24 protein-coding genes are annotated in these 25,747 nt (G+C 63.6%); 15 read left to right on the plus strand and 9 right to left on the minus strand.

Annotated elements, in window-relative coordinates:
• Position 1: 1 nt before the first annotated feature.
• Positions 2-889: a MurR/RpiR family transcriptional regulator gene (locus AC0QTX_RS16710; protein WP_474604942.1), complete on the minus strand. Its 888-nt coding sequence runs from the start codon at positions 887-889 to the stop codon at positions 2-4.
• Positions 890-1,014: 125 nt separating this feature from the next.
• On the opposite strand from AC0QTX_RS16710, the gene AC0QTX_RS16715 reads away from it, so the two are divergent.
• The 5 genes from AC0QTX_RS16715 (at position 1,015) to AC0QTX_RS16735 (ending at position 7,628) form a co-directional block, all read left to right on the plus strand.
• Positions 1,015-1,803 (plus strand): N-formylglutamate amidohydrolase, encoded by a 789-nt coding sequence (locus AC0QTX_RS16715; protein WP_474604943.1) that lies wholly within the window; start codon positions 1,015-1,017, stop codon positions 1,801-1,803.
• 63 nt (positions 1,804-1,866) lie between these two features.
• Positions 1,867-3,402, plus strand: a complete 1,536-nt coding sequence (locus AC0QTX_RS16720; protein ID WP_474604944.1) for an amino acid permease — start codon at positions 1,867-1,869, stop codon at positions 3,400-3,402.
• 60 nt (positions 3,403-3,462) lie between these two features.
• Positions 3,463-4,833 (plus strand): glutamine synthetase family protein, encoded by a 1,371-nt coding sequence (locus AC0QTX_RS16725; RefSeq protein ID WP_474604945.1) that lies wholly within the window; start codon positions 3,463-3,465, stop codon positions 4,831-4,833.
• A gap of 228 nt (positions 4,834-5,061) precedes the next feature.
• The gene (locus AC0QTX_RS16730) at positions 5,062-6,453 is read left to right on the plus strand and encodes an aldehyde dehydrogenase family protein (protein ID WP_474604946.1); all 1,392 of its coding nucleotides are present in this window, start codon (positions 5,062-5,064) and stop codon (positions 6,451-6,453) included.
• A gap of 11 nt (positions 6,454-6,464) precedes the next feature.
• A complete protein-coding gene (locus AC0QTX_RS16735) occupies positions 6,465-7,628 on the plus strand; it encodes an iron-containing alcohol dehydrogenase (RefSeq protein ID WP_474604947.1) in 1,164 nt (387 codons plus the stop codon).
• Between the two features lie 70 nt (positions 7,629-7,698).
• Here the strand turns inward: AC0QTX_RS16735 and AC0QTX_RS16740 are convergent, their stop codons facing one another.
• Complete coding sequence (locus tag AC0QTX_RS16740; RefSeq protein ID WP_474604948.1) at positions 7,699-8,295, minus strand: NADPH-dependent FMN reductase; 597 nt, start codon at positions 8,293-8,295, stop codon at positions 7,699-7,701.
• 103 nt (positions 8,296-8,398) lie between these two features.
• Here AC0QTX_RS16740 and AC0QTX_RS16745 point away from each other — a divergent pair, with 103 nt between their 5' ends.
• Positions 8,399-8,797 (plus strand): winged helix-turn-helix transcriptional regulator, encoded by a 399-nt coding sequence (locus tag AC0QTX_RS16745; protein WP_474604949.1) that lies wholly within the window; start codon positions 8,399-8,401, stop codon positions 8,795-8,797.
• Between the two features lie 3 nt (positions 8,798-8,800).
• On the opposite strand, the gene AC0QTX_RS16750 is transcribed toward AC0QTX_RS16745, so the two are convergent.
• The 5 genes from AC0QTX_RS16750 to AC0QTX_RS16770 form a co-directional block, all read right to left on the minus strand.
• Complete coding sequence (locus tag AC0QTX_RS16750) at positions 8,801-9,460, minus strand: HAD family hydrolase (protein ID WP_474604950.1); 660 nt, start codon at positions 9,458-9,460, stop codon at positions 8,801-8,803.
• A 122-nt stretch (positions 9,461-9,582) separates the two neighbouring features.
• Positions 9,583-10,686, minus strand: a complete 1,104-nt coding sequence (locus AC0QTX_RS16755) for an ABC transporter ATP-binding protein (protein WP_474604967.1) — start codon at positions 10,684-10,686, stop codon at positions 9,583-9,585.
• 5 nt (positions 10,687-10,691) lie between these two features.
• The gene (locus AC0QTX_RS16760) at positions 10,692-12,881 is read right to left on the minus strand and encodes an ABC transporter permease (protein ID WP_474604951.1); all 2,190 of its coding nucleotides are present in this window, start codon (positions 12,879-12,881) and stop codon (positions 10,692-10,694) included.
• 111 nt (positions 12,882-12,992) lie between these two features.
• Entirely contained in the window at positions 12,993-14,039 is a 1,047-nt protein-coding gene (locus AC0QTX_RS16765; RefSeq protein ID WP_474604952.1) for an ABC transporter substrate-binding protein, read from the minus strand.
• Positions 14,040-14,154: 115 nt separating this feature from the next.
• Entirely contained in the window at positions 14,155-14,949 is a 795-nt protein-coding gene (locus AC0QTX_RS16770) for an inositol monophosphatase family protein (RefSeq protein ID WP_474604953.1), read from the minus strand.
• Positions 14,950-15,144: 195 nt separating this feature from the next.
• Here AC0QTX_RS16770 and AC0QTX_RS16775 point away from each other — a divergent pair, with 195 nt between their 5' ends.
• The 8 genes from AC0QTX_RS16775 to AC0QTX_RS16810 all read left to right on the plus strand — a co-directional run bounded on the left by AC0QTX_RS16775 (position 15,145) and on the right by AC0QTX_RS16810 (position 22,469).
• Positions 15,145-15,570, plus strand: a complete 426-nt coding sequence (locus AC0QTX_RS16775; protein ID WP_474604954.1) for an NUDIX hydrolase — start codon at positions 15,145-15,147, stop codon at positions 15,568-15,570.
• A 137-nt stretch (positions 15,571-15,707) separates the two neighbouring features.
• On the plus strand, positions 15,708-16,880 hold the full coding sequence (locus tag AC0QTX_RS16780; RefSeq protein WP_474604955.1) for a zinc-dependent alcohol dehydrogenase: 1,173 nt from the start codon (positions 15,708-15,710) through the stop codon (positions 16,878-16,880).
• A gap of 11 nt (positions 16,881-16,891) precedes the next feature.
• Positions 16,892-17,467, plus strand: coding sequence for a cyclase dehydrase (locus AC0QTX_RS16785; protein ID WP_474604956.1), 576 nt, complete (start codon positions 16,892-16,894; stop codon positions 17,465-17,467).
• Between the two features lie 9 nt (positions 17,468-17,476).
• Complete coding sequence (locus tag AC0QTX_RS16790) at positions 17,477-17,926, plus strand: DUF488 domain-containing protein (protein ID WP_474604957.1); 450 nt, start codon at positions 17,477-17,479, stop codon at positions 17,924-17,926.
• A gap of 39 nt (positions 17,927-17,965) precedes the next feature.
• Positions 17,966-18,508: an MOSC domain-containing protein gene (locus AC0QTX_RS16795; RefSeq protein ID WP_474604958.1), complete on the plus strand. Its 543-nt coding sequence runs from the start codon at positions 17,966-17,968 to the stop codon at positions 18,506-18,508.
• Between the two features lie 308 nt (positions 18,509-18,816).
• On the plus strand, positions 18,817-20,628 hold the full coding sequence (locus AC0QTX_RS16800) for an ABC transporter ATP-binding protein (RefSeq protein ID WP_474604959.1): 1,812 nt from the start codon (positions 18,817-18,819) through the stop codon (positions 20,626-20,628).
• Between the two features lie 43 nt (positions 20,629-20,671).
• Positions 20,672-21,169 carry a GAF domain-containing protein gene (locus tag AC0QTX_RS16805; protein ID WP_474604960.1) on the plus strand — a complete coding sequence of 166 codons (498 nt, stop codon included), beginning with the start codon at positions 20,672-20,674 and terminating at the stop codon, positions 21,167-21,169.
• A 10-nt stretch (positions 21,170-21,179) separates the two neighbouring features.
• Entirely contained in the window at positions 21,180-22,469 is a 1,290-nt protein-coding gene (locus tag AC0QTX_RS16810; protein WP_474604961.1) for an NAD(P)/FAD-dependent oxidoreductase, read from the plus strand.
• A gap of 305 nt (positions 22,470-22,774) precedes the next feature.
• Here the strand turns inward: AC0QTX_RS16810 and AC0QTX_RS16815 are convergent, their stop codons facing one another.
• Together AC0QTX_RS16815 and AC0QTX_RS16820 are read right to left on the minus strand one after the other, a co-directional pair.
• Positions 22,775-24,454 carry a M10 family metallopeptidase gene (locus AC0QTX_RS16815; protein ID WP_474604962.1) on the minus strand — a complete coding sequence of 560 codons (1,680 nt, stop codon included), beginning with the start codon at positions 24,452-24,454 and terminating at the stop codon, positions 22,775-22,777.
• A gap of 494 nt (positions 24,455-24,948) precedes the next feature.
• Complete coding sequence (locus AC0QTX_RS16820) at positions 24,949-25,176, minus strand: hypothetical protein (protein ID WP_474604963.1); 228 nt, start codon at positions 25,174-25,176, stop codon at positions 24,949-24,951.
• 240 nt (positions 25,177-25,416) lie between these two features.
• Between AC0QTX_RS16820 and AC0QTX_RS16825 the strand changes: the two genes are divergently transcribed.
• Positions 25,417-25,491: a hypothetical protein gene (locus AC0QTX_RS16825; protein ID WP_474604968.1), complete on the plus strand. Its 75-nt coding sequence runs from the start codon at positions 25,417-25,419 to the stop codon at positions 25,489-25,491.
• The last annotated feature ends 256 nt before the right edge of the window (positions 25,492-25,747 follow it).

Below are 25,747 nucleotides of genomic sequence, written 5' to 3' on the forward strand. Positions count from 1 at the left end.
CCTAGGATCTCTCGTTTCTAAGCCGCTCCACCGCCTCCATGCGCGGCTTGGCGGTGTCCCACAGGCGCTTGGTGACGGCCGCGACGAGAGCCTCCGTCAGCAGCAGAAGGCCCGCCGAGGAATCCCAGTTGGATGGAGCGACGATGTGGGCGGGCAGCACGTGCCGCGCCACGCGGGCGATCGGGGAGAGCCAGGGATCGGTGAGCAGGACCACCGTCGCGCCCTGCCGTGCGGCCGTTTCGCAGAACGCCGTGACATCCCCCTGGTAGCGGCGGATGTCGTAGGCGACGATCACGTCCTTCCGGCCGATCTCGATCATCCGGTCGCGCCAGAGGGCAGGCTGGCCCTCGATGAAGTCCACATGGCTGCGCACGATGCGGAAATGGCTTTCCGCGTAGCGCGCGAGCGCGCCGGTGAAGCGCCCGCCGGTGAAATGGACGTGCCGGCGCGGATCGGAGAGGAGGGCCACGACCGCGTCGAACTCGGCCGGCGCGATGTTCTCTACAGTCGCCTTCAGGTTCCCGATCACCGCTTCCGCGAATGACGCAAGAGCCGGGGCGCCCTGGCCTTTGTCGGACGGGCCGGCCTTGGCGAGGGGCGAGAGCAGCTGGGCCTCCAGCTCCTCCCGCAGGTGCTTCTGAAAATCCGGGAATCCGCTGAAGCCGAGCCGGGTGACGAAGCGCAGCACGGATGGGGCGGAGATGCCGGCCCGCGAGGCGAATTCCGCCACCGTATCGAGGCCTGCGAAGGGGTAATGGCTCAGGAGCAGGTGGGCCGCGCGCTTCTCGCTGGGCGTGAAGGATTCCATCTCGAGCCTGATGCGTTCGGCAAGGCTCGGCGGGTCTGCTGGAGGGAGGCGACGGTCGCCACGCATACCGGATTGATTCACACCCCCTCCTTGACGCTTCTCAAAACCTGTATCAGAAATTTCAGAACCTGATAATTCCACAAGAAACGTATCAAGCGTTCAATCGGGGGCAATCCCTGCTTTAGGGCAGGTTGACGGAGAACCGCATGACGCAGGCGAGTCGGGCCGCAGCCGATCGATCCTCTGCCGCAACGGCAGGGCAGCCGGTTGCCGCCATCGAGAACCCGCAGGGGCGCTCGCCGATTCTGCTCATCTGCGAACATGCGTCAAATCATCTTCCCGCCCGCTACGGCGCCCTGGGGCTGGGACCGTCGGAGCTTGAAAGCCACATCGCCTGGGACCCCGGCGCGCTCGGCGTTGCCCGGGAACTCTCGCGGCTGCTCGATGCGCCACTGATCCACGCCACCGTCTCGCGTCTCGTGCTCGACCTCAACCGCGATCCATCCGCGCCGGATTCGATCTGGACCCTGAGCGAGCGCACCACGATCCCCGGCAATCTCGACCTCGACGAGGCGGAGCGGGCAATCCGCGTGCGCGAGGTCTACGATGCCTTCCACGATGCGGTAGATGCTTACGCGAATCCGCGCATGGCGGCAGGCCAGCTCGCCGCCGTCGTGTCCATCCATTCCTTCACCCCCGTGTATCGGGATGTGAAGCGGCCCTGGCAGATCGGCCTCATCTTCAACCGCGACGAGCGTTATGCCCGCCATGTGGAGGACGGCCTGAAGCAGGATCCGACGCTCACCGTCGGCATGAACGAACCCTATTCGCCGGCGGACCGGGTGTTCCACACCCTGGAGCGCCACGCCGAGAAGCGTGGCCTGCCTCCGCTGATGATCGAAATCCGCAACGACCTGATCCGCACGGAAGACGGACAGGCGTCGTGGGCCAACCGTCTGGCGCCGCTTTTGAGGGAGGGGGCACGGACGCTCTGATGACGGGCATGGCGCAGGATGTGCCGTGGCCCGAAACGCAGAACTTCTTGGAGGATCAGCTCAATGTCAGTCGGACAAGGAAGTCCCGGGGTTCATGCCCCGCCAGCCGGGGTGCAGAACACCGCCGGCGTCACCTACACCACGGTGGATCAAGACTACTTCGAAGCCCGGCGCCTCAAGCGCCACGCACGGGTCTGGTCGCTCTGGGCGCTCGGTGTCGGCGCGGTGATCTCGGGCCATTACTCGGGCTGGAACCTCGGCCTCGCCAATGGCTTCGGGGCGATGTTCTTCGCCACGATCATCATCGCCATCATGTATCTCGGCCTCACCTTCTCGCTCGCCGAGATGTCGCCGGCCCTGCCGCATACGGGTGGCGCCTATTCCTTCGCCCGTACCTCCATGGGGCCGTGGGCGGGCTACATCACGGGCATCGCGGAGAACATCGAGTTCGTGCTCACCCCTGCGGTGATCGTGTTCTTCATCAGCTCGTATCTCTCGGCGATCTTCGACACGGCGCCGGCGTTCCAGCCAGTGTACTGGGTGTTGTGCTACGCGCTCTTTGTCGGCCTGAACATCATCGGCGTCGAACTCTCGTTCAAAGTCACGGTGACGGTCACCCTGGCGGCGCTCGCAGTGCTGGGCTTCTTCTACGTCTCGGTTCTGTTCTCCGGCCAGTTCGACTTCTCGCGCTGGGCACTGAACATCGGACCCGATGGGGCAGAGCTGCCGAGCGGCAACGGCCCCTTCCTGCCCTTGGGCGTCGGCAGCATCCTGGCCTCGCTGCCCTTCGCCGTCTGGCTCTTCCTCGCCATCGAGCAGCTGCCGCTGGCGGCCGAAGAATCGCACGATCCGCAGCGCGACATGCCCAAGGGCATCATCGCCGGCATCTTGACGCTGATCGCCTCCGCGTTCCTCGTGCTCTTCCTGAACACGAGCATCGCGCCGGGCGCGGTGGGCTTGGGCAAATCGGGCGAGCCTTTGCTCGACGGGTTCCGAACCCTGTTCGGCACGGACATCGCGAAGATCCTTGCGGCCATCGCGGTGATCGGCCTCATCGCCTCGTTCCACACCATCATCTTCGCCTTCGGCCGGCAGATCTACTCGCTGTCGCGGGCCGGCTACTTCCCGAGCTTCCTGTCGGTCACGCATGGCGAGCGCAAGACGCCGCATGTGGCGCTGGTCGCAGGTGCGGTGCTGGGCCTCCTGGTGATGCTGATCATCTGGTTCTCGGCAGGGGCCGAGGCGGGTGCCACGGTCATCGGCGGCACGCTGCTCAATATGGCGGTGGCGGGCGCGATGCTGGCCTACTTCATGCAGGGCATGTCCTATGTGGTGCTCAAGCGGAAGTTCCCGAACCTGCACCGCTCCTACAGGAGCCCGTTCGGCGTGGCGGGGGCGGTCATCTGCATGGTGATCGCGGCGGTGACGCTCTACTTCCAGCTCACCGACTCGGTCTTCCGGACCGCCGTCATCGGCGTTGCGGTCTATTATGCGGTGATGATGGCCTACTTCCTGCTCGTCGGCCGGCATAAGCTCATCCTCTCTCCGGAGGAGGAGTTCGCGCTCACCAGGGGCGAGAGCGAGTACAAGTCCTACTAATCCTTCGGGAGCGCACAGCTTGTGCGCTCCCTTTCTCATTCAGCGGTCAAGGTTTTTCGTATGGACGCTCCCAAGATCAAGAACGCCGCCGATGCGCTCGAATACGTGCGCAGCCGCGATCTGCCCTTCGTGAAGATCGGCCTCACCGATGTGGACGGCATCATGCGCGGCAAGTACATGGCCCGCGACAAGTTCGAATCCGCCCTCGACAAGGGGTTCGGCTTCTGTGACGTGGTGCTGGGCTGGGACTCCAACGATCAGCTCTACGACAACACCACGCTCACCGGCTGGCATACGGCCTATCCCGATGCGACCGCGCGCGTGATCCCGGAATCCATGCGCCTCATTCCCTTCGAGAACGACCTGCCGTTCTTCCTCGCCGAGTTCGAGGGCTATGCGGAGGCGGCCTGCCCGCGCGGCGTGCTTCGGCGGGTGCTCAAGAAAGCCGAGGACATGGGCTTTGCCGTCTCGGCCGCGGCCGAGTTCGAGTTCTTCCTGTTCGAGGAAACGCCACATTCCGTGCGCGAGAAGAGCTACCGCGACCTGAAGAACATCACGCCGGGCTTTTTCGGCTACTCGGTGCTGCGCTCCGGCGTGCACGGGGATTTCTATCATGAGCTTCTCGACCTCGGCAGGAAGATGGACTTCGAGATCGAGGGGCTGCACACGGAAACCGGACCCGGCGTGCTGGAGGCCGCAATCCGGGTCGACGACGCCTTGAGCGCGGCCGACAAGGCGGCTCTGTTCAAGACCTACACCAAGATCCTGGCCCAGCGCCGCGGCTGGATGGCCACCTTCATGGCCAAGTGGTCACGGGACTGGCCCGGCCAGTCCGGCCACCTCCATGCGTCCCTCAAGGATCTGCGCACCGGCAAGGGCGCCTTCTACGACCCGCAGGCCAAGCACAACATATCGGAGCCCATGCGCTGGTTCGTGGGCGGTCAGCAGCAGCTGATGCCGGAAATCCTCGCCATGGTGGCCTGCACGGTGAACAGCTACACACGGCTGATTCCCGGCTTCTGGGCACCGACCGACTCCGCCTGGGGTGTCGAAAACCGCACCACGGCGCTGCGCGTCATTCCGGGCTCCGAGAAGTCGCAGCGGGTGGAGTACCGGGTCGCCGCCGCCGACATCAACCCTTACATCGCGCTTGCCGCCGCCATCGGCTCGGGGCTCTGGGGCATCGAGAACCGGATCGATCCGGGCGAGCCGATCGAAGGAAATGCCTATGCGGTCGAGCATCCGAAGGAGCGGGCCCTGCCGCGCTCCCTCGGCGAGGCGGCCGAGCGGCTCAGGGGCTCGCAGGCCGCGCGCCAGCTCTTCGGCGATACCTTCGTCGACCATTACGCTGCAACCCGGGAATGGGAGGAGCGCGAGGCGCGCAAGGCTATCACCGATTGGCAGCTCGCCCGTTACTTCGAGATCATTTAAGAGTCCAGGAAGTCATAAAGAGCCAAGCGCATTTTTCCCTCCCCCTTGCGGGAAGGGTGTGCCGCACAGCGGCCGGGTGGGGGTCGAAAAGTCGGAGCGCTTCGTGGTCGCTCAGGTTTGAGTCTGATACAGCGTCTGACTGGTTCGATCCCTTACCCAGCTGCACCACCCCCACCCCTTACCCCTCCCCGCAAGGGGGAGGGGATCATTGCTGAAGGAGACGGCCTTATGGCCGATACCGATATCGTCTGCATTTCCCCCGTCGACGGACGCGAGCTCGTCCGCCGCCCCATCATGTCCGAGGCTGCCATCGATGCGGCGATCACGTCCGCCCGTGACGCGCAGAAGGCCTGGCGCAACGCCACCATCGCGGAACGTGCCGGCAAGGTTTCGGCCTTCCTGGATGCGCTGCTTGCTATGAACCAGGAGGTGGTGCCCGAGATTGCCCAGCAGATGGGCCGGCCGGTGCGCTACGGGGGCGAGTTCCGGGGCGTCGAGGAGCGGGCGCGCTACATGATCGGCATTGCCGAGAAGAGCCTGCAGCCCATTCCGGCCGACGACGAGAAGGCGGGCTTCCGCCGCATGATCAAGCGCGAGCCTGTGGGCCTCGTCCTCGTGATCGCGCCGTGGAACTATCCCTATCTCACCGCCATCAACACCATCGTGCCGGCCCTCATGGCCGGGAATGCGGTGCTGTTGAAGCACGCCTCGCAGACGGTGCTGGCGGGTGAGCGCTTTCAGATGGCCATGGACCGTGCCGGCATGCCGAAGGGCCTGTTCCAGAACCTGCATCTCTCCCACGACCAGACAAGCCGCATCCTGGGCGGCGGGTTGGTCGATCATTGCAACTTCACAGGCTCAGTCTCCGGCGGACGATCCATCGAGCGCGCTGCGGCCGGCTCCTTCACCTCCCTCGGCCTCGAGCTCGGCGGCAAGGACCCGGCCTATGTGCGCGAGGACGCCAATCTCGATCATGCGATCGAGAACCTCGTGGACGGTGCCTTCTTCAACTCGGGGCAATGCTGCTGCGGCATCGAGCGCATCTACGTTCACGAGAAGCATTACGACCGCTTCGTCGAAGGCTCGGTCGATCTCGTGAACACCTACGTGCTCGGCAATCCGCTCGACGATGCGACGACCCTTGGGCCCATGGCTCACAAGCGCTTCGCCGATCTCGTGCGCGGGCAGAATGCGGAAGCCGTGGCGAAGGGCGCGAAGGCGCATATCGACACGAAGCGATTTGCCGCCGACACCGGCGACAGCGCTTATCTCGCGCCGCAGGTGCTGACCAATGTGGACCACTCCATGAGCGTCATGCGCGAGGAGAGCTTCGGCCCCACCGTCGGCATCATGAAGGTGAAGGGCGACGAGGAGGCGATCCGCCTCATGAACGACTCGCCCTACGGCCTGTCAGCCGCCATCTGGACCTCCGACGTCGACGCGGCGGAAGCCATCGGCGAGAAGCTGGAAACCGGCACCGTGTTCATGAATCGCTGCGACTATCTCGATCCCGCCCTCGCCTGGACCGGGGTGAAGGATACGGGCCGCGGCGCGAGCCTGTCGCGGCTGGCCTACGAGTCGCTCACCCGTCCGAAATCCTACCATCTCCGTCAGATCTGATTGAAAGCACCATGACCACGTCTCCCCGCTCCAACTGGAACTACCCCACTGCAATCCGCTTCGGCGCAGGTCGCATTTCAGAACTCGCCGAGGCGTGCAAGTCGGTCGGCATGCAGGCTCCGCTCATCGTGACGGATCCGTTTCTGGCGACTCAAGCCATGACGAAGGCGGCGCTCGATCAGCTGATCTCCGCCGGCCTCAAGGCGGCAATATTCTCCGACATCAAGCCGAACCCGGTCGAGACCAACGTGTACAAGGGGCTGGAAGCCCTGAAGGCCGGCCGGCACGACGGCGTCGTCGCCTTCGGCGGCGGCTCGGCGCTCGATGCCGGCAAGGTCATCGCCTTCATGGCGGGCCAGACCCGGCCCATGTGGGAATTCGAGGATATCGGCGACTGGTGGACCCGCGCGGATCCCAAGGGCATCCAGCCGATCATCGCGGTGCCCACGACGGCCGGCACAGGATCGGAGGTCGGCCGCGCCGGCGTGATCACGCAGGAGGCCACGCACACCAAGAAGGTGATCTTCCATCCGCTCATGATGCCGAAGATCGTGATCTGCGATCCGGAGCTGACGGTGGGCATGCCGCCCCACATCACCGCTGGCACGGGCCTCGACGCGCTCGCGCACTGCATCGAGGCCTATTGCGCGCCGGGCTATCACCCGCTGGCCGACGGCATCGCGGTGGAAGGCATCCGCCTCGTGAAGGAATACCTGCCGCGTGCGTACAAGGACGGCAAGGACATCGAAGCCCGCGCGCAGCTGATGTCGGCGGCCGCCATGGGCGCCACGGCGTTCCAGAAGGGGCTCGGTGCGATCCACGCTCTCTCGCACCCGACCGGTGCGCTCTATGACACCCATCACGGCCTGACCAACGCGGTCTTCATGCCCTACGTGCTGGTCTATAACCGCCAGGCGATCGAGGAGCGGATCCAGCGGCTCGCCGCTTATATCGGCCTCGAGCCCTCGTTCCAGGCCTTCCTCGACTGGGTGCTGCAGATTCGCAAGGATCTCGGCGTGCCGCATACGCTGGAAGGCTTGAAGGTCGACAGCGCCCGTTTCGACGAAATGTCCGAGATGGCTCCGAACGATCCGACGGCCGGCGGCAATCCCGTGCCGATCACCAGGGAGAGTGCCCGCAAGCTCTTCGAGGACGCGCTGGCCGGGCGTCTCTGAACGCTCGTCACGTAAAAAGGCGCCGCTGTTCAACGCAGCGGCGCCTTCTGCTTTGATGGCTCTCTCGTTCTTACGCAGCGGCCTTCAGCGGCGTCTTGCGCTCGGCCCGGAGCGACTTGAGGGCTTCCGTCCAGCGGAGAAGTTCGTCGAGCATCGCGGCAGCCGAGGTTTTGTAGATCTCGGGAGCATTGAGCCTGCCGTTCTCGTCCAGGTTCTGGAACACCATCGGCATCGGAACGCCTTCCGGAATCGGCATCATCTTCAAGGTGGTGACGATCTGCTTGGCCATCTGCACCGAGCGCAATCCACCGGAGATGCCGCCATAGCTCACGAAGCCGGCGGGAGCGTAGTTCCATTCGCGCGACAGGTAGTTCAGCGCATTCACCAGCGCCGGCGGCGGAGCATAGTTGTACTCCGGCGTTACGAACACGAAGGCATCGGCCGCCGACACGCTTTCGGCCCATGCCTTGGTATGGGCATGGTGGTAGCTCTGCTTCATGGGGTGCTCGGGCTCGTCGAAGAGCGGCAGGTTGAACTCTGCGAGATCGACCAGGACCGGCTCGAACTTGCCGTGTTCGTCCACATATTCTGAGAACCACCGGGCGATGCCCGGGCCGACCCGGCCGGGACGCGTGCTGGCGATGATGACGTGAAGCTTGGGCTTCATGGGATTTCCTTGGTTTGCAATCGGAGGCGGGAACAATTAAGTTCCCTTTTGTTACCAAGGACCATTAAGTAACTTCAGAAGCATTCCGCAAGGAGGCACTTTCATGTCACCCAGTCACATCCATGTGCCCACCGATTGCCGCACCGTGACGGAGATCCTGTCCCGGGTAGGCGACAAATGGAGCATCCAGGTGGTGGTGCAGCTGGGCGAAAGGCCTAAGAGATTCAACGAATTGCGCCGCCTCGTGAGCGGTATTTCCCAGCGGATGCTGACCCTCACGCTGCGGGGGCTGGAGCGCGACGGGCTGGTCACACGCACCGTCTACCCCACCATTCCGCCCCGGGTGGATTACCAGCTCACAGGGCTGGGCTGCTCCCTGCTCAAGACTGTCCGTGCCCTGGGCGACTGGGCAATCCAGAACAGGGATGAGATTCTGGCCGCCCGCCGGCGCTTCGATGCGGCAGGCGACGAGGCTGATCGGCAGCAGCCTGATGCAGCCTGAGGGTCAGGCTGCGATCCTGCGCTCCAGAACCTCCCAGAGCTTGTGGTCCCGGAAGGTCCCGATCGTCGCATCGGCGCCGACTTTGGTGAGTTCCGCAGCGCTCAAGCCCGTCAGGACGCCGAAGGAGAACAGTCCCGCCGCCTTGGCGGCCTTCATGCCTGAGGGCGAATCCTCGAAGGCGATCGCCTCCTCGGCGCGAATGCCAAGACGTTCCACGGCTGTGAGATAGGGAAGGGGATCGGGCTTGCCGCGCTCGACCTGATCGATGGTGATCTTGACCTCGAAACGGTCGGTAATGCCCAGAATATCGAGGATATGGGTTGCATTCAGAAGCGGGGCATTGGTGACCAAGGCAAGCCTGATGCCGCGGGCATCCGCCCAATCGAGCAGTTCAAGCAGGCCCTTCAGGGGCTTGAGCTCGAGCGCCAGCCGCCGGAAGGCAGCTTCCTTTCGCTCGGCGTAGACCACGTGCTCCTGGACCGGCAGGTGGGGCAGGAGCGCGGCGAAGATCGACTCATTGGTGTGGCCTATGATCGAGGTGCGATACAGATCCTCATCGATCACGACCCCCTCGGGGCCCAGGGTCTGAGCAAAGGCTTCCAGGTGGGCCGGATCGCTATGCACCAGGGTGCCGTCCATGTCGAAGATCAGGGCTTTGAGCATCGCGTCGTCTCGAGAATGCGTTGAATAGTGACGAAGGGAATAAACGCTTGCGCCCTGGAATGCACCCTGTTGGATCTGCAACCCTGCTCTAATATTCCCGTGAAGGTGGCCCCGGACCGTTCTCAAGCATCCGGAATGATGGCGACGCCGCGCTGGGTTGAGAAGGAGATCGAAACCGGAGTTCCAGGCGCAATCGCCTCCTTGCGCCCGTACTGAACCACGAACAGGTTTCCGATCGGGCTCTCCACGTCGTATTCCACCTGCGTGCCGAGATAGGATGTCTTGCGCACGGTGCCGGCCAGGGCTCCGGCCTGCACAGCCTCGTCGAGAAAAATGGCATCCGGCCGGGCAGCCAGCTTCACGGGTCCCTGGCCGGCTCCGCGATGGGGGAGCTGGAGATTCAGGCCGCCGATCCTTACCTGCGCCAAAGGTCCGGCGATGCTGGCAAGATCCCCGGTGATGATGTTGGCGTCGCCGATGAAATCGGCAACGAACAGGTTCGCCGGCTCCTCGTAGAGCTCGTGCGGCGTGCCGGTCTGGGCGATGCGGGCGTTCGACATGACGATGATGTGGTCGGAGACCGCAAGCGCCTCCTCCTGGTCGTGCGTCACATAGGCCACGGTGAGATTGAGGTTCTGCTGCAGCTCGCGGATGTCCTCGCGCACGCGCCGCCGCAGCTTGGCATCGAGGTTCGACAAGGGTTCATCGAAGAGCAGGACCTGCGGCTCCAGCACGAGGGCGCGGGCCACCGCCACACGCTGCTGCTGCCCGCCGGAGAGTTCGGAGGGCGCGCGCTTCTCAAGACCCTTCAGGCCGATGATATCGAGCTTTTCCATAGCCATCGCGTAAGCGTCCTTTTTCGGGACACCCTGCACGGTCGGGCCATAGGCGACGTTCTCCAGGACGGACATATGCGGGAAGAGCGCGTAGGACTGGAACACCATGCTCACGTCGCGGTCGGCAGCGGACAGGTTCGTCACATCGCGGTCGCCGATCAGAATCTGGCCCTCGCTCGCCATCTCCAGCCCGGCGATCATGCGCAGGGTCGTGGTCTTGCCGCAGCCGGAGGGCCCGAGCAGGGTGACGAGCTGTCCGGGCTCGATGGTGAAGGAGACGTTGTCCACGGCCGTGACGTTGCCATAGCGCTTCGTCACGTTGCGGAATTCCACGGAAGCCGCATGCTTCTTGGACGCGGCGATTCGTGAGAGGGAGTGGACGGAGGACATCTTGTTCATGGAACCGCCTGCACGACAACGGGGGAGGGGGCGGCGCTCGCGCTGCGGCGCCCGAGGCGCCGCTCGCCGACGATGAGCTGGATCGCCACGATGGCAAGCAGCATGACGAGGATGAGCGCGGTGGAATAGGCAATCGCAAGGCCGAACTCGCCCGCCTCGACGCGGCCGACGATATAGGTCGTCGCCATGTTGTACTCGGCGGTGACGAGGAAGATCACGGCGCTCACGGCCGTCATGGCACGCACGAAGGAATAGACCAGGGAGGCGACGATGGCCGGCCGCAGCAGCGGCAGCACCACGCGGCGCATGGTCGTGGACGAGCGGGCACCCAGGGTGAGGGAGGCTTCGTCGAGGCTCTTGTCGATCTGGCTCAAGGTGGCGATGCCGGAGCGCACGCCCACGGGCATGTTGCGGAACACGAAGCACATCACGAGGATGAAGCCCGTACCGGTGATCTCGATCGGCGGCACGTTGAAGGCGAGGATGTAGGACACGCCCACCACGGTGCCGGGAATGGCGAAACTGAGCAGCGTGCCGAACTCGAAGGAGCGCTGGCCGGAGAAGCGCTGGCGGGTGAGGAGATAGGCCGTGAGCAGGCCGATGGCAGCGGTGAGCGGCGCCGAGAGAGCCGCCACCTTCACAGTGGCGAAGAACGAGTTCCAGGCCGAGCCCGAGAAGTACAGGCCCCAATCGGCCCGTTCGACGCGGAAGGCGGTGAGGAAATGCTCGAGAGTCGGGGTGTAGTCGCGGCCCATGGAGCGGACGAAGGCACCGACGACGATGATCGCATAGACGGCAACTGTGAAGATCGCCCAGGGGATGGCCGTGAAATAGGAGGCCAGAGCGACCCGCCGCGGCAGCGGCAGCGGAATGCCTGAATCGCCCTTGCCGGTCACCGTGGTGTAGACCTTCTTGCCGAGCCAGGCATGCTGCAGCCAGAAGGCGCCGAGCGTGAAGGCGAGCAGGATGATGGAAAGCACCGCGGCGCGGCCCTGATCCTGCTGCGCACCGACCACCGCGAAGAAGATCTTGGTGGAGAGCACCTCGTAATTGCCGGCGAGCACCAGGGGGTTGCCGAAATCCGCAAGGCTCTCGACGAAGCCGAGCAGGAAAGCATTGGCGAGGCCCGGGCGCATGAGCGGCAGCGTCACGGTCCAGAAGGTGGTCCAGCTCTTGGCGCGCAGGGTCTGGGATGCCTCCTCCAGCGTCGGGCTGATGCCCTGGACCACGCCGATGAGAACCAGGAAGGCAATCGGCGTGAACGCCAGGAGCTGGGCGATGAACACGCCGGGAAGGCCGTAGATCCAGCGCGAGCGCGGTACGCCGAACCACTCCCAGAGAACATTGGACAGGGCGCCCGAGCGGCCGAAGAGCAGGATCAACGCGAGGCCGATCACGAAAGGCGGCGTGATGATGGGCAGGACGCTCATCACGCGCAGGAGCTTCTTGTAACGGAACTCGGTGCGGGTCGCGATAAGCGCGAAGGCAAGGCCCAGAGCCGTGGTGCCGAAGGCGACGAGCAGCCCGAGGAACAGGGTGTTCCAGGCCACGCCGCAGCGCAGGTCGCTCGTCAGGCAGTCCAGGCCCCAGATCGACCTGTCCATGAACTTGGCCACGAACTCGGACGGCGCGAAATTGCCGCTGTTGTCCGCGAATGCGCTCGCCAGGATCGTGGAAACCGGAAAGAAGACGAAGACGAGGATGAGCGCAACGACTGCGCCGATGGACGAGGTGACGAAGGCATCGCCGCGGCACCAGCCGCGCGCCGCAAGGCCATGGCAGAGAACGAAGAGGAACGAGGTCGCGGTGAGGGCCGCGCCATAGCCCATGCCGGCCTGGCTCGGACCCGGCTCGCCGAACAGGCTCCTCAGAAGGTCTGAGGTCCAGCCGTTGAGGCCGATGGTGAATCCCTGAATGACGATGAGGGCGAGGCCGAGTAGTCCCGATGCGACCAGCCAGGTGCCCCTCTGCCGGACCAAGGGCCGGACGACAGGAACCAGGGCCATGCCGAGCGGCACCAGGATCGGCAGAAGCCACCAGGCCCCCCGAAGGGCTTGCATCAGCGCCGACCCGCTGACGAAGTAATCGGCCATGGTGGGAGCGGCGGAGCGATCGAATCCATACCAGGGCAGGAGGGCAAATCCGACCCAGCTCAGAACGATCCAGCCAAGGGTTGCCCGTGACATCTTTGTATTCCCGCCTCACGGCCGGCGAGGTGCCCGGCCTGTCATTCCGTCAGTTCAAAAAATAAGCCTTCGGCGAGGCGGCTCACGCCTCGCCGAAGGTGATCGAGCCGACTATTTCGGCAGGTTCTTCACCTCGTTGTCCCACTTGGACAGGAGGCGCCTGCGCTCGTCGGAGGATCCGTATTTCGCGAAGTCGAAGTTGATCAGCTTGACGTCGGCGAGCTTCGGAGACTGCGGCGGAATCGGGGTGTTCTTGTTCGAGGGCACTTGGTAGGATTTGGCCTCGGCGCCGAGCTTCTGCGCGTCTGCGGTCAGCGCCCAGTCGTAGAACTTCTTGGCGCTGTCCATGTTCTTGGCGCCCTTGATGATCGACATGGAGCCGATCTCGTAGCCCGTGCCTTCGCAGGGAGCGACGACCTTCACCGGCGCCTTGTCGACGACCATCGTCACCATGTCGTGCATGAAGGTGATGCCGACGGTTGTCTCACCCAGCGCTGTCGCCTTAGCGGGAGCCGCCCCCGACTTGGTATATTGGTTGACGTTCTTGTGCAGGGCCTTGAGGTACTCGAAGCCCTTGTCCTCACCCATGATCTGGATGATGGTGGCGAGAAGCGTATAGGCCGTGCCGGAAGAGTTCGGATCGGCGACCTGCACCTCGTCCTTCAACTCGGCCTTGAGCAGGTCGGCCCAGCACTTCGGCTCACCGACATTGTTCGACTTGGCCAGGTCGGTGTTGAAGCCGAAGCCGAGTGCGCCGGAATAGATGCCGACCGTGCGCTGCTTGGACTGATCCCATTGGCGTACCGCCCAGTCCTGAAGCTCGCTCATCTTCGGTGACTTATAGGCGTCAGTGAGGCCTTCCTCTGCGGCCTGCATGTGAGGGTCGCCGGTGCCGCCCCACCAGATGTCCGCCCGCGGATTGGCCGCTTCGGCCTTAACCTGCGCATAGATCTCGCCGGAGCTCTTGCGGGTCATGGAAACCTTGATCCCGGTCTCGCGCTCGAACGAAGTGGTCATGGCGCGGCACCATTCCTCCTGAACGGCGCAATACATGACCAGAGCGCCCTGGGCTTGGGCTGCCCCGGCGGACATGAACGACAGGGCCGTCATGGCGCCTGCCAGCATGGTCGCCGCAGCGAAAGTCTTCTTGAGTTTCATTCCATCCTCCCGTGTTGTCGTTTTTGCTTGGCCGGCTAAGCTCTCCCCATTGCGGCGGCGGGTCAAGAGCCTTGCCGATCATTCAAATGTGAATCTTTGGAATAACATGCCCGGCTCAAGGCTCCTTGGAAATTCCGGTGGCAGCCGTCAGGGCAGCTGCCAATTCCGGCGTGCAGGCAAGGACAGGGTTACCTTTGCGAAGACCGTCCTTGGCCAGGAAGTTGTTGGTCCAGCCGCCTGCCTCCTCGATGATCAGAAGACCGGCCAGGGCGTCCCAGGAATTGATGTGGAGCTCGCAATAGGCGTCGATGCGCCCGTCGGCGACGTAAGCTAGGCCGAGGGTTCCCGAGCCGGCGCGGCGCACATTGGCCCCGCCCGTCTTCAGCTTGTCGACGGCGGCGATGTAGGGCTCGGGCGGCAGGCGCGGCGACCAGCCGGCCTCCACGGTCGCCTGGTTCATGTCGGCCAGGCCACTCACCCAGATCGGCTCTCCGTTGAGGATGGCGCCGCGCCCGCGCTGGGCGGTGTAGAGCTCCGCATGCATCACGTCATAGATCACGCCGATCTCAATGCTGCCGTCGCGCACGAACGCGATGGAGATGGCGAAATGCGGGATGCCGCGGGCGAAGTTCGCAGTGCCGTCGATGGGGTCCACCACCCAGACGTCGCGCTCGAAGGAGCCGCCGCCTTCCTCGCCGAAAAAGGAATCTTCAGGGAACAGGGCGCTCAGGCGGGTGCGGATCAGCTCCTCCACCTCCGCGTCCGTGGCGGTGAGAAAATCCTGAGGGCCCTTGAAGTCGGGCCGCTGCGAGCGCGGACGCTCCAGGAAGCGCTTGCGCGCCAGCACGCCCGCTTCGCGCGCGATCGCGCAGGCGGCGGCAAATCTCATGTCCAGACCGTTGGTCGTCATTGGGGCAGGGTATCCTTCTGGATCAAAAGCGGGGCCTTCATTGTTATGAGCCCGTCATGGAGCTTCGAGAGGATGGGAGAAAGGTATGAGTTCAAAGGCGGCAATGTCCTCATAACTTTTAGTCCAAGCCCTTTCTTAGCCGGCTCAAATCATCTACGTTACAATTTTACCCGATAGGAACCCTACTCTCGTCGAATGCCTCAGACCCCCAAAGACAAACTCAGTCAGGTTGCTGCACTGCCCTTTCGAATCCGAGACGGAAGGATCGAGGTGCTTCTTGTTACGTCACGGGAGACCAAGCGCTGGCTGATCCCCAAAGGCTGGCCCATGAAGGGCAAGAAGCCCCACAAGGCAGCCGCTCAGGAGGCGGAGGAGGAGGCAGGCGTCAAGGGCGAGATCAAGAACAAGCCTCTGGGCTCCTACGATTACTGGAAGCGCCGGGCAGCGCATTTCGACCTGTGCCAGGTCAATGTCTATCCGCTTGAGGTATCCAAGCAGCTCAAGTCCTGGCGTGAAAAGGGACAGCGTCAGGCGCAATGGTTTGATGTCGAGGAAGCAGCCCACCAAGTGCTGGAGCCGGCTCTCGCCGATCTGATCCGCAGCCTGCCGGAGCATGTCTGACTCACGGACTCCGAGGGGGTAGACAGCAGTTTTTGCAGCCCTTCAGGGAACGCAAAGCCCTTCAAGAAGTCTTTCCTGTGACGAAGGCGGTCGAGCAGTGAAGCTTGGCCATTTTCCAGACAGTGAGGGAGACGTCCATGAAGGCGCTTGTTTGGCATGGCACCACCGATATCCGCTGCGATTCGGTTCCCGATCCGCAGATCGAGCACCCGCGCGACGCGATCATCAAGGTGACGAGCTGCGCCATCTGCGGCTCGGATCTCCACCTCTACGACCATTTCATGCCCGGCATGAAGTCCGGCGACATCATGGGCCACGAGAGCATGGGCGAGGTGGTCGAGGTCGGCCCGGAGGCGAAAGGCAAGCTGAAGGTCGGCGACCGGGTGGTGATCCCCTTCACCATCATCTGCGGCGAGTGCGAGCAGTGCAAACGCGGCAATTTCTCGGTCTGTGAGCGGACGAACCGGAACGGCCACATCGCCGCCAAGGCCTTCGGGCACACCACGGCCGGTCTGTTCGGCTATACGCACCTGACCGGCGGCTATCCAGGTGGGCAGGCCGAGTATCTGCGCGTTCCCTTCGCCGATGCCACGCACATCAAGGTTCCCAGCACGCTGTCGGACGAGCAGCTTCTCTTCCTCAGCGACATCTTTCCCACCGGCTGGCAGGCCGCGGTGCAGTGCGACATCGAGCCGACCGACACGGTGGCGATCTGGGGTGCAGGTCCCGTCGGCCAGATGGCGATCCGCAGCGCCATCCTGCTCGGCGCGAAGCAGGTGATCGCCATCGATCGCGTTCCCGAGCGTCTCGACATGGCGAGAGCCGGCGGCGCCATCACGATCAACTTCGATGAAGAGAGCGTGATCGAGCGCCTCAACGAACTCACCAACGGCAAGGGTCCCGAGAAGTGCATCGACTCGGTCGGTATGGAGGCTCATGCCGCCGGCACGGTCGACGCGATGTACGATCGCGTGAAGCAGGCAACCATGATGGAGACGGACCGTCCGCACGTTTTGCGCGAGATGGCCTATGTCTGCCGTCCCGCAGGCACGCTCTCGGTGCCCGGCGTCTATGGCGGGCTGCTCGACAAGATCCCCTTCGGTGCGATCATGAACAAGGGCCTCACGATCCGGACCGGCCAGACGCACGTGAACCGCTGGACCGACGATCTCCTGCGCCGAATCGAGGAAGGCCAGATCGATCCGTCCTTCGTCATCACCCACACGGTGGGGCTCGATGAGGGACCCGACATGTACAAGATCTTCCGCGACAAGCAGGACGGCTGCATCAAGGTCGTTCTCAAACCCTGATAGGTGAGATCATGCGTTACGAAACCGAAAGAACACGCCGTCGTGGCCATGCTGATACGGCTACCGACACCCTGGCCCGCGGTCTTGGAATCTTCTCCATCGCTCTGGGCATTGCCGAGATTGCGGCACCGCGCGCCCTGGCCCGGGCCCTTGGCATGAAGGGGCAGGAGGGTCTGATCGCAGGCTACGGCGTGCGCGAGATCGCGACCGGCATCGGCATCCTGGCATCGAAGGACCCGACTCCATGGATCTGGGGTCGCGTGGCGGGCGACGGGCTCGATCTGGCGACCCTGGCGACGGCGCTCGAGGGCAGGAATCCGAAGAAGGGCAATGTCGGCATTGCCATGGCGGCCGTGGCCGGCGTGACGGCGCTCGACGTCTACTGCGCCCAGACGCTGAGCCGCGAGAGCCCGCATCCCCTGCCGCCGATGCAGGATTATTCCGACCGCACCGGTTATCCAGGCGGGATCGAGCAGAGCCATGGCGCGGCGCGGGACTTCGAGGTGCCGCGGGACTTCCGCGCGCCCGAGGCCATGCGGCCCTACACCCAGCCGCAGGCTCAGCAACGGCCGATGCCGTCCATGTAATCTCAAGGCATGGCAAAGCCGCAGGTTTTCACCATCGGTTACGAGGGAGCGGACGTGGACCGCTTCCTCACCGCCCTGAAGGATGCGGGCGTCGCGACGCTGGCCGACGTGCGCGCCGTTGCGCTCTCCCGCAAGCGCGGTTTCTCGAAATCCGCCCTGCGGGACGCCCTGGCTCAGCAGAGCATCGGCTACGAGCACTTCATCAAGCTCGGGACGCCGAAGGAGGGCCGCCAGGCGGCACGCGCCGGCGATGGCGATCTCATGCGCCGGATCTATTGCGATGAGGTTCTGACCACTGAGCCGGCGCAAGCGGCCTTCCGTGACCTGGAGGCGTTGGCCGAAGCCCGGCCGATCTGCCTCCTGTGCTTCGAGCGCGATCCGGCGAACTGCCATCGTACGGTGCTGGCGCAGCGCTTGGCCGAACGCGGCTTCGAGACGGTGGATCTCACGGTTCTCTGACGCTACAAGGCGAGGAGACGCAGGCAGGGCAGGGCACTCATGAATGCAATCGTCACGGCCGTGAGCCGGAGCCCCGAGCATGGGTTCAGCAAGCCCAATCAGGCTTCCATCCGCCTTCTGGCAGGTCTCGGCGTCGAGGGAGACGCCCACCTCGGCACTACGGTCAAGCACCGCTCGCGGGTGGCCAAGGACCCCACACAGCCGAACCTGCGGCAGGTGCATCTCATTCATTCGGAGCTTTTCGAAGAACTCGCGGCCAGAGGCTTTGCCGTTGAGGCTGGCGAGTTGGGCGAGAACGTCACGACTCGCGGGATCGATCTTCTCGGCCTTCCGGCCGGAGCGCGCCTCCACCTTGGCGGGGGGGCAGTCATCGAGGTCACCGGCTTGCGCAATCCTTGCGTCCAGATCGACAGGTTTCGGAAGGGGCTCATGAAGGCGGTGCTAGGCAAGGACGAGCAGGGCAACGTCGTCCGCAAGTCCGGCGTCATGGGAATCGTGTGCGAGGGTGGCGAGGTCCGGCCCGGAGATGCCATTCGGATAGAACTGCCGGCGGGACCGCACCGGCCGCTTGAAGTCGTGTAGATCCGTCGGAACGCGATGAAACAAAAGTGCGGTTGCCAAGTTGAACGAACTGCACTATTTTGCACCCAGGTTTCAATTCTTAGAGAGGGAGGACTGCATGGCTTTTGTGTGCTTGCTGAACGTTCCTCCCGCGTCCCGGCCGAAATCATAGGCTGGGCCAGGCGGGGCTCCAAGGCCCGGCAAACCTTACCAAGTTCTCCATATCCTTGACCATCGAGCGACCTCGAACGCGGTGAGCCGCCGTTCCTGCTGTCGTTCCTCAAAATTCCGGGAGAGGTGCGCGCACCGAGCGTCACCTGTTCGTTGCCATGAATCAGCAGAAGAAGGGCGGGGATGCGACCCGCGACGTCCTGAGATTCACATTCCGCCATTGGCGCGAGGAACCGCGCTATGTGGTGCTGATCGTCGCCACCATGATGGTCTCGACGCTCGCCGACGTGTTCATGCCGGTCTTCGCCGGCAGGCTCGTCGATGCCATCGCCATGGGCGGCGACAACCGCGAGGCTGCGCTGCACGCGGCTCTGGTGGCGTTCGCGTTCATGACGGGACTCGGCCTGCTCATGATCGTCATGCGCCATCTCGCATTCTACGGCATCGTGGAACTGACGCTGCGCGTCATGGGCCGTGTGGCGCAGGACGCATTCGCGCGCGTGCAGCGCTTCTCCACCGACTGGCACGCCAATTCCTTCGCCGGCTCGACCGTCCGCAAGATCACCCGCGGCATGTGGGCGCTCGACCTGATGCACGATACGCTTCTGCTCGCGCTTCTGCCCTCGCTCACGGTGCTCGCGGGATCGATGATCGTGCTCGGACTGCGCTGGCCGGTGATGGGGTTCGTCATCGGCGCGAGCGCGCTGATCTACATCGTCATGACGGCATTGCTCGCCACCCGCTATGTGGCGCCGGCGGCGCGGCTCGCCAATGCCTGGGATACGCGCGTCGGCGGTACGCTGGCCGATGCCCTGAGCTGCAATCCTGTGGTGAAGGCTTTCGGCGCGGAGACGCGGGAGGATGCGCGCCTCACCTGGGTGCTGAACAAGTGGCAGAAGCGCACGAGCCGCCTCTGGCAGCGCGGGACCAACAGCGGAACCGTGCAGTTCATTGCGTTGCTCGGCATTCGCGCGGCGATCATCGGCACGGCGATCTGGCTGTGGTGGGACAGCCGGGCGACCCCGGGCGATCTCGCTTATGTGCTCACGACCTATTTCGTGATTCACGGCTACCTGCGCGACATCGGCATGCACATCAACAATCTGCGCCGCTCCGTGAACGACATGGAGGAACTCGTCGAAATCCACCGGGAGCGCATCGGCGTGCCGGATCGCCCCAGCGCGAAGCCCATGCGGATCGAGCGCGGCGAGGTCACGTTCGACCGCGTCACCTTCCACTATGCGGGGCATGACACGCCGCTCTACCGGAACCTGTCGCTGACGGTCCGGGCCGGCGAACGCGTGGGCCTCGTGGGGCCGTCCGGATCGGGCAAGACGACCCTCGTCAAGCTGATTCAGCGGCTCTACGACGTGACGGGCGGCGAGATCCGCATCGACGGCCAGAGCATCGCGCAGGCAGAGCAGGCATCGCTTCGCTCGCAGATCGCCATCGTGCAGCAGGAGCCGATCCTGTTTCACCGCACGCTTGCCGAGAACATCGCCTATGGACGTCCCGGGGCCGGCATGGCGGAGATCGAGCGCGCGGCACGGCTTGCCAACGCACACGATTTCATCGTCAACCTGCCGAAGGGCTATTCCACCCTGGTGGGCGAGCGGGGCGTGAAGCTCTCGGGCGGCGAGCGCCAGCGCGTGGCCATCGCCCGCGCCTTCCTGGCCGACGCACCGATCCTGATCCTGGACGAGGCAACCTCCGCCCTGGACTCGGAATCGGAAGTGCTGATCCAGCAGGCTATGGAGCGGCTCATGGTGGGTCGCACCTCCATCGTGATCGCCCACCGCCTCTCGACGGTGCGCGCCCTCGACCGCATCCTCGTGTTCGACAAGGGGCGGATCGTGGAGGAGGGGGATCACCACAGCCTCTACCGCAAGGGCGGCCTCTACCGCCGCCTCTGCGACCACCAGGGTCTCGATTTCTCCAGGGCTCACCGGCCCGACATGGCGGCCGAATAGGACGATCTGGACAAGGGATCCTCAGGCTCATAAGGAAAACCGCATGTTCGAAGTCAAAGACATTGCCATCACCGACAGCAAGCGGGACTTCTATGCCTCGCTCGCCCAGCAGCTCACCGGCCTCCTGGAAGGCGAGCGGGACATGGTCGCCAACGCGGCCAACATGTCCGCCCTGATCTATCAGTTCCTGCCCGATCTGAACTGGGCGGGCTTCTACTTCATGCGTGGAGGCGAGCTGGTGCTCGGTCCCTTCCAGGGCAAGACGGCCTGTGTGCGCATCGCGATCGGACGCGGCGTCTGCGGCACGGCGGTGGAGCGCAGGGAGTCGATCGTGGTGCCGGATGTCCATGCCTTTCCGGGGCACATCGCCTGTGACAGCGCCTCGCGGTCCGAACTCGTCGTGCCTCTTATCAAGGATGGCCGGGTTTTGGGCGTGCTCGATCTCGACAGCCCCGACCCCAACCGTTTCGATGAGGAGGACCGCGAGGGCTGCGAGAGGCTGGTGCGGATCTTCCTCGCAGCCACCGACATGACGCTCTAGTCCTTCCAGCATGTCATCCGCCTATATCGACACCTATTACAGCCGGACCGTTGCAACGTCGGAAGCCTATCCGGCCGCGACCGGCCGGATCCAGGCGGATGTGTGCATCGTCGGCGGCGGGCTCGCCGGATTGACTGCGGGGCTGAAGCTCGCCCGCAGCGGGCGCAAGGTAGTGCTGCTCGAAGCGCAGCGCGTGGCATGGGGTGCCTCCGGGCGCAACGGCGGTTTCGTCTCGGCGGGCTATGCCACGGGGCTCTCATCGATCGAACGACGTGTCGGCACGGATCAGGCGAAGGAGCTCTTCCGCCTGTCGATGGAAGGCGTCGAGATCGTCCGTCGGAATATCGACGAACTCGGCATCGAGGATGCAAAGCTCGCTGCCGGCATCGCAAAGGCTTTGCGTTATGACTCGCAAGGTGCGCTGCAGGCCACCTGCGAGAGCCAGCAAGGCGCGTTCGGACTGAACCTGCGCTACTTGGGCCGGGATGAGGTGAGGAGCCTCTTTGTTTCACCGAAGTACTACGAAGCGATCCTCGACGAGGGTGCATTTCATTTCCATCCCCTGAACTACGGGCGTGCGCTCGCTCGCGAAGCAGCACGTCTGGGCGCCTCGATCCACGAGTCCTCCCCTGTCGTCTCCGCCGATCTGGATGGCGCCCGGAAGATCGTCCGGACCAAGGGTGCCGAGATCGTGGCCGAGCACGTGGTGTTCACGACAGGCGGTTACACGGGCGCCGTGCTGCCTGCTCTCAAGCGCGCCTTCCTGCCGATTGCCACATACGTCATGCTGACGGAGCATGCGCCTGAACGGGTGCAAAGCGCGATCCGCGCACGCGCTGCGATCCTCGATGATCGCCGGGCCGGGGATTACTACCGCCTCGTGGATGACGGCAGCCGCATTCTCTGGGGCGGACGCATCACAACCCGCACGACCGATCCGCGGGACATCGCGGCGCTGCTGCGGCGGGAGATGGCTGCGACCTATCCCCAGCTTGCCGACCTGAAGGTCGAAATCGCCTGGTCGGGGCTCATGGCCTATGCCCGGCACCTGATGCCTCAGATCGGCCTATGGAAGCCGGGTGTCTGGTACTGCACAGCCTTCGGCGGTCACGGCATGAACACCACCGCCATCGGCGGCACGGTGATCGCGGAGGGGATCGCGGGCGAGAGCGACCGGCACCGTCTTTTCGCGCCTTTTGGCCTCGTATGGAATGGCGGCATTCTGGGGCGGGCCGCAGTTCAGCTCACCTACTGGAGCTATCAGGCCGCCGATGCGGCCAAGGAATTGCGCTCCCGCTGAGACAGCGGAAGCAAGGCCGCCTCACATCTTGGCCGCGGAGGCAACGACCCAAAGACAGCTGACGCTGAAAGCGAGCCCGATCAGGTTCATCAAATAGGCCAATCCATCATTGGCAGGGTGGCGTTTTCCCGGACGATCCATCGTGCTTCCCTAAGAGCCGAAAGATAACCAGACGGGAATAATGCCTAAGCTTGGGGCTTGTCTAGATGGTTAACACGGAGTTCCTGTGCATGCGGGCTCAGCCTGTCGACGGAGCCCGGTGACCATCCTCATGAATGAGGCAATACCATATACCATGTGCCCGATCAGAGATAGAAGTCGCCCTTGGAGAGAGTCGAGAGCCCTTCGACATTGATGGCAAAGTCGGCAATCTTGTCACCGTTCATGTCGCCACTTGCCACGCCGTCGGCAAAACGCAGTTCTCCAGCCTTACCGTGGAAAGCGTTCTTCCCGATGAAGGTGAATGCCTGGTTGCCTGCCAGCTTCGTGTTGGCATCGATGGTGCGCAGATCGATATGGTCGGAGCCGCGACGGAAATCCTTGATGGTGTCTGCAGAGGAGCCCCGCGAGTGAGACGAAGCGGAGAAGACGAAGATATCCGCTCCGCTTCCGCCGATCAGCAGATCCTTCCCGCCTTCTCCATAGAGCTTGTCGTTGCCCGTGCCGCCATCCAGCACGTCATTGCCGCTTCGTCCATAGAGCTTGTCGCTACCGGAGCCGCCCCTGATCTCGTTTGCCGACCCATTGCCGCCAAGGGTGTCGCTGTAGGAACTTCCAATGATCGACTCGATGCTCGAATACGAGTCACCGGCAGCGTCTCCTCGATTGCTGCTTCGCGTAAGAAGGTCGGCCGCCACGCCGGTTTTCGCCGTGCTGTAGCTTGCCGTATCCGTTCCGGCTCCACCGCTCAGCACGTCCTTCCCGCTGCCGCCGATCAGCACGTCGTTGCCGCTCAGGCCGTAGAGCTTGTCGTCACCGGCATTGCCGCGCAGAGCATTGCCGATAGCGTTGCCCTTGATGGTGTCGTTGGCCGAGCCGCCATAGGCATTCTCGATGAGGGCGCGCGTGTCGCCCTGATGGAGAAGCGCATTGGCGATGTTTCCAACAGCGAGCTTGGAACCATCCCAGTGAAGCTTTGCTCGCTGTTCCTGCGAGGTGACGCTCCACGCGCCGGGCTGAAGATCGATCGTCAGAGCCGTCGTGTAGCTGGTGAAGCTGTACGTGTCCGTGCCGCCACCGTCCCAGACGGTGAGGAAGATCTGGTTGCCGCCGGGCGTGCCCTGGCCAACACCGTTGATGGACATCTCGCCGGTGGTCGGGCTCCATGAGTAGATGGTGCTGCCGCTGTTCGTCTGGTAATTCGCCCCGTAGATATGCTGGAGAGCAGCGATGTCGTACATCATCAGCGACTGCGCATAGCCCCAGGCCTCGTTCATGTAGCCCGTGCTGGTCGAGGCACCGGCATAGGAGCGGTAGCTCATGACGGTGTATTCCATGCTGTCACGATCCAGGGGCATGTTGCCCTCATGAGCATGCTCAAGCCCGAGGGCGTGCCCGATCTCATGCACGATGGTGAGATAGGCGTAGTTGCCCTTGGCAGGGCTCGCGTAGTACCGGCTGGAATTGTTGACCCAGACATCGCCGCCGGTCGAATCCGTTGTCGGAAAGTAGGCCCATGCGGTCCCGGGCACATCCGATTGCGCGAAGCGCAGACCGGCTGACGATGCGCTCGCCCCCGTGGCTTCCTGGAACGTCAGGTTGCTGACGGATGAGAAGAGCTTCAAGGCCGACCGCGTGATCGCCTGCTGCGTGTCGTTGAAGGATCCAAAGCCTTTGGCTGTCTCACCGTCTCCATAGACCGCACCGTATGCGACGGCGGCGGTCGGGAAGCTGTAAGTCAGGTCGCTCGGCACCCATTTGATGTTGCCGAGGATGGCGTCGATATAAGAATTTCCGGTGGAGCTATAAGTCTCGACAGCAGGCATTTTCAGCAGTCTCTAAGCATAGATCAAGGAATGCGAAATTTCACACGCCAACCAGCGCCGAGAGCAGAGCGGTTTTCTCCTTGAGAGCCAGATTGTGCTTTGGGGAGAGTTCGCGATTGCTGCGTCGGAAGCTAAGTCGCGAAGCTTTACAGTAACGAAATATATGTCATTGTATTGTGCCCCTTCGCGAAACTGTTTTCTTTGAATTGTCTCGCTTCGATAATATCGTTAGGTAAGTTATTAAAAGATTAGCGGCAGGACTAAAAGCGGATTGGCTTGAATCTTGCCCTTCCCGACAATGTGACGCATGGCCGCCTTCAGTAGCCGGACCGGCATAGACGGCAAAATAGGGCGCCTGCAAAAGGCAAAGCTTCACGGCGCAAAGGAACGTGATCTGGAGGGGAATGCGCTCGAATGGGCTTCTCGATGTCCCGTTGAGCCATAAGCCTGCTCGCGGGGGTAGTCGCTTTCTGCTCTATCCGCGGGAACCCGCATTATCGGCTTGCCTTCAAGCGGATCCGCGGCTGAAGGGCATGGATGGCAGCTCTGACGCGTACATTCGCGTCCGGGCTCTCTCGTGTCGCGATCGCCTCCTGGGCCAAGAGGCGAATGTCCTCAAGTCGCCATTCCTCGCTCAGCCACGATCTGCCGACGATCTTGATGATTTGTTCGAGAGTCGCATACGGATCCGCGATCTCGGGCGCTATGGCCGAGTCCTTCATGGTCCTAATCCCCCTTGTCGAAGCCGGAGGTTTTCCTCCGGTCATGTTCTGCAGGAGGGCTTCGTCTCGATGGCAAACGCCTCTCCCGATGCGCGATTATTGCAAGGCTTTGGGGAGAAAGACAACTGCGCCTTTGGTCAGGTCACGCGAAAACGGCCACGCATGGGAGGAGGGTGCAACCGTCCAATCACAGCATCAATCGATTTTCCGTGATGAACTAGGCTTCCCGAGGCCGCTCTCATGATCGGTGACAACTACCATGACGTGCAGGCTGCCCGTGTTGCGGGGGCCGCGCGTCTTTGCGGTCAGCTATAGGTCCCCACGCAGAGCTCGGGGCCGGTTGCTTCCCATCACCGAGAATGGCGCTCTTGCTTGACGTCTTCCTGCGCCATGACGAGACCGGGCCGGATGCCCAACATCATGCCGGCTTCGGCGAGTCGACGGCGCCGATGGGCGGTACGGCCCCGCGTCCCGCCCGGGGCTGGACGGCAGTTGCATCCCCTGCGTCGCGGACGGGGGGCTGGCCGTCGAGGAGGTTGCGGATCTCCTCGCCCGACAGGGTCTCGTACTC

The organism is Microvirga sp. jy35 (assembly GCF_056148915.1).

Bases quoted from the DNA above. Each gene is read 5' to 3' on its own strand.
- AC0QTX_RS16755 (WP_474604967.1), bottom strand. From the start codon at position 10,686: ATGTCCTCCGTCCACTCCCTCTCACGAATCGCCGCGTCCAAGAAGCAT.
- AC0QTX_RS16720 (WP_474604944.1), top strand. From the start codon at position 1,867: ATGTCAGTCGGACAAGGAAGTCCCGGGGTTCATGCCCCGCCAGCCGGG.
- AC0QTX_RS16810 (WP_474604961.1), top strand. From the start codon at position 21,180: ATGTCATCCGCCTATATCGACACCTATTACAGCCGGACCGTTGCAACG.
- AC0QTX_RS16760 (WP_474604951.1), bottom strand. From the start codon at position 12,881: ATGTCACGGGCAACCCTTGGCTGGATCGTTCTGAGCTGGGTCGGATTT.
- AC0QTX_RS16770 (WP_474604953.1), bottom strand. From the start codon at position 14,949: ATGACGACCAACGGTCTGGACATGAGATTTGCCGCCGCCTGCGCGATC.
- AC0QTX_RS16815 (WP_474604962.1), bottom strand. From the start codon at position 24,454: ATGCCTGCTGTCGAGACTTATAGCTCCACCGGAAATTCTTATATCGAC.
- AC0QTX_RS16780 (WP_474604955.1), top strand. From the start codon at position 15,708: ATGAAGGCGCTTGTTTGGCATGGCACCACCGATATCCGCTGCGATTCG.
- AC0QTX_RS16735 (WP_474604947.1), top strand. From the start codon at position 6,465: ATGACCACGTCTCCCCGCTCCAACTGGAACTACCCCACTGCAATCCGC.
- AC0QTX_RS16745 (WP_474604949.1), top strand. From the start codon at position 8,399: ATGTCACCCAGTCACATCCATGTGCCCACCGATTGCCGCACCGTGACG.
- AC0QTX_RS16790 (WP_474604957.1), top strand. From the start codon at position 17,477: ATGGCAAAGCCGCAGGTTTTCACCATCGGTTACGAGGGAGCGGACGTG.
- AC0QTX_RS16795 (WP_474604958.1), top strand. From the start codon at position 17,966: ATGAATGCAATCGTCACGGCCGTGAGCCGGAGCCCCGAGCATGGGTTC.
- AC0QTX_RS16715 (WP_474604943.1), top strand. From the start codon at position 1,015: ATGACGCAGGCGAGTCGGGCCGCAGCCGATCGATCCTCTGCCGCAACG.
- AC0QTX_RS16740 (WP_474604948.1), bottom strand. From the start codon at position 8,295: ATGAAGCCCAAGCTTCACGTCATCATCGCCAGCACGCGTCCCGGCCGG.
- AC0QTX_RS16750 (WP_474604950.1), bottom strand. From the start codon at position 9,460: ATGCTCAAAGCCCTGATCTTCGACATGGACGGCACCCTGGTGCATAGC.
- AC0QTX_RS16800 (WP_474604959.1), top strand. From the start codon at position 18,817: ATGAATCAGCAGAAGAAGGGCGGGGATGCGACCCGCGACGTCCTGAGA.
- AC0QTX_RS16765 (WP_474604952.1), bottom strand. From the start codon at position 14,039: ATGAAACTCAAGAAGACTTTCGCTGCGGCGACCATGCTGGCAGGCGCC.
- AC0QTX_RS16730 (WP_474604946.1), top strand. From the start codon at position 5,062: ATGGCCGATACCGATATCGTCTGCATTTCCCCCGTCGACGGACGCGAG.
- AC0QTX_RS16725 (WP_474604945.1), top strand. From the start codon at position 3,463: ATGGACGCTCCCAAGATCAAGAACGCCGCCGATGCGCTCGAATACGTG.
- AC0QTX_RS16785 (WP_474604956.1), top strand. From the start codon at position 16,892: ATGCGTTACGAAACCGAAAGAACACGCCGTCGTGGCCATGCTGATACG.
- AC0QTX_RS16805 (WP_474604960.1), top strand. From the start codon at position 20,672: ATGTTCGAAGTCAAAGACATTGCCATCACCGACAGCAAGCGGGACTTC.
- AC0QTX_RS16820 (WP_474604963.1), bottom strand. From the start codon at position 25,176: ATGAAGGACTCGGCCATAGCGCCCGAGATCGCGGATCCGTATGCGACT.
- AC0QTX_RS16775 (WP_474604954.1), top strand. From the start codon at position 15,145: ATGCCTCAGACCCCCAAAGACAAACTCAGTCAGGTTGCTGCACTGCCC.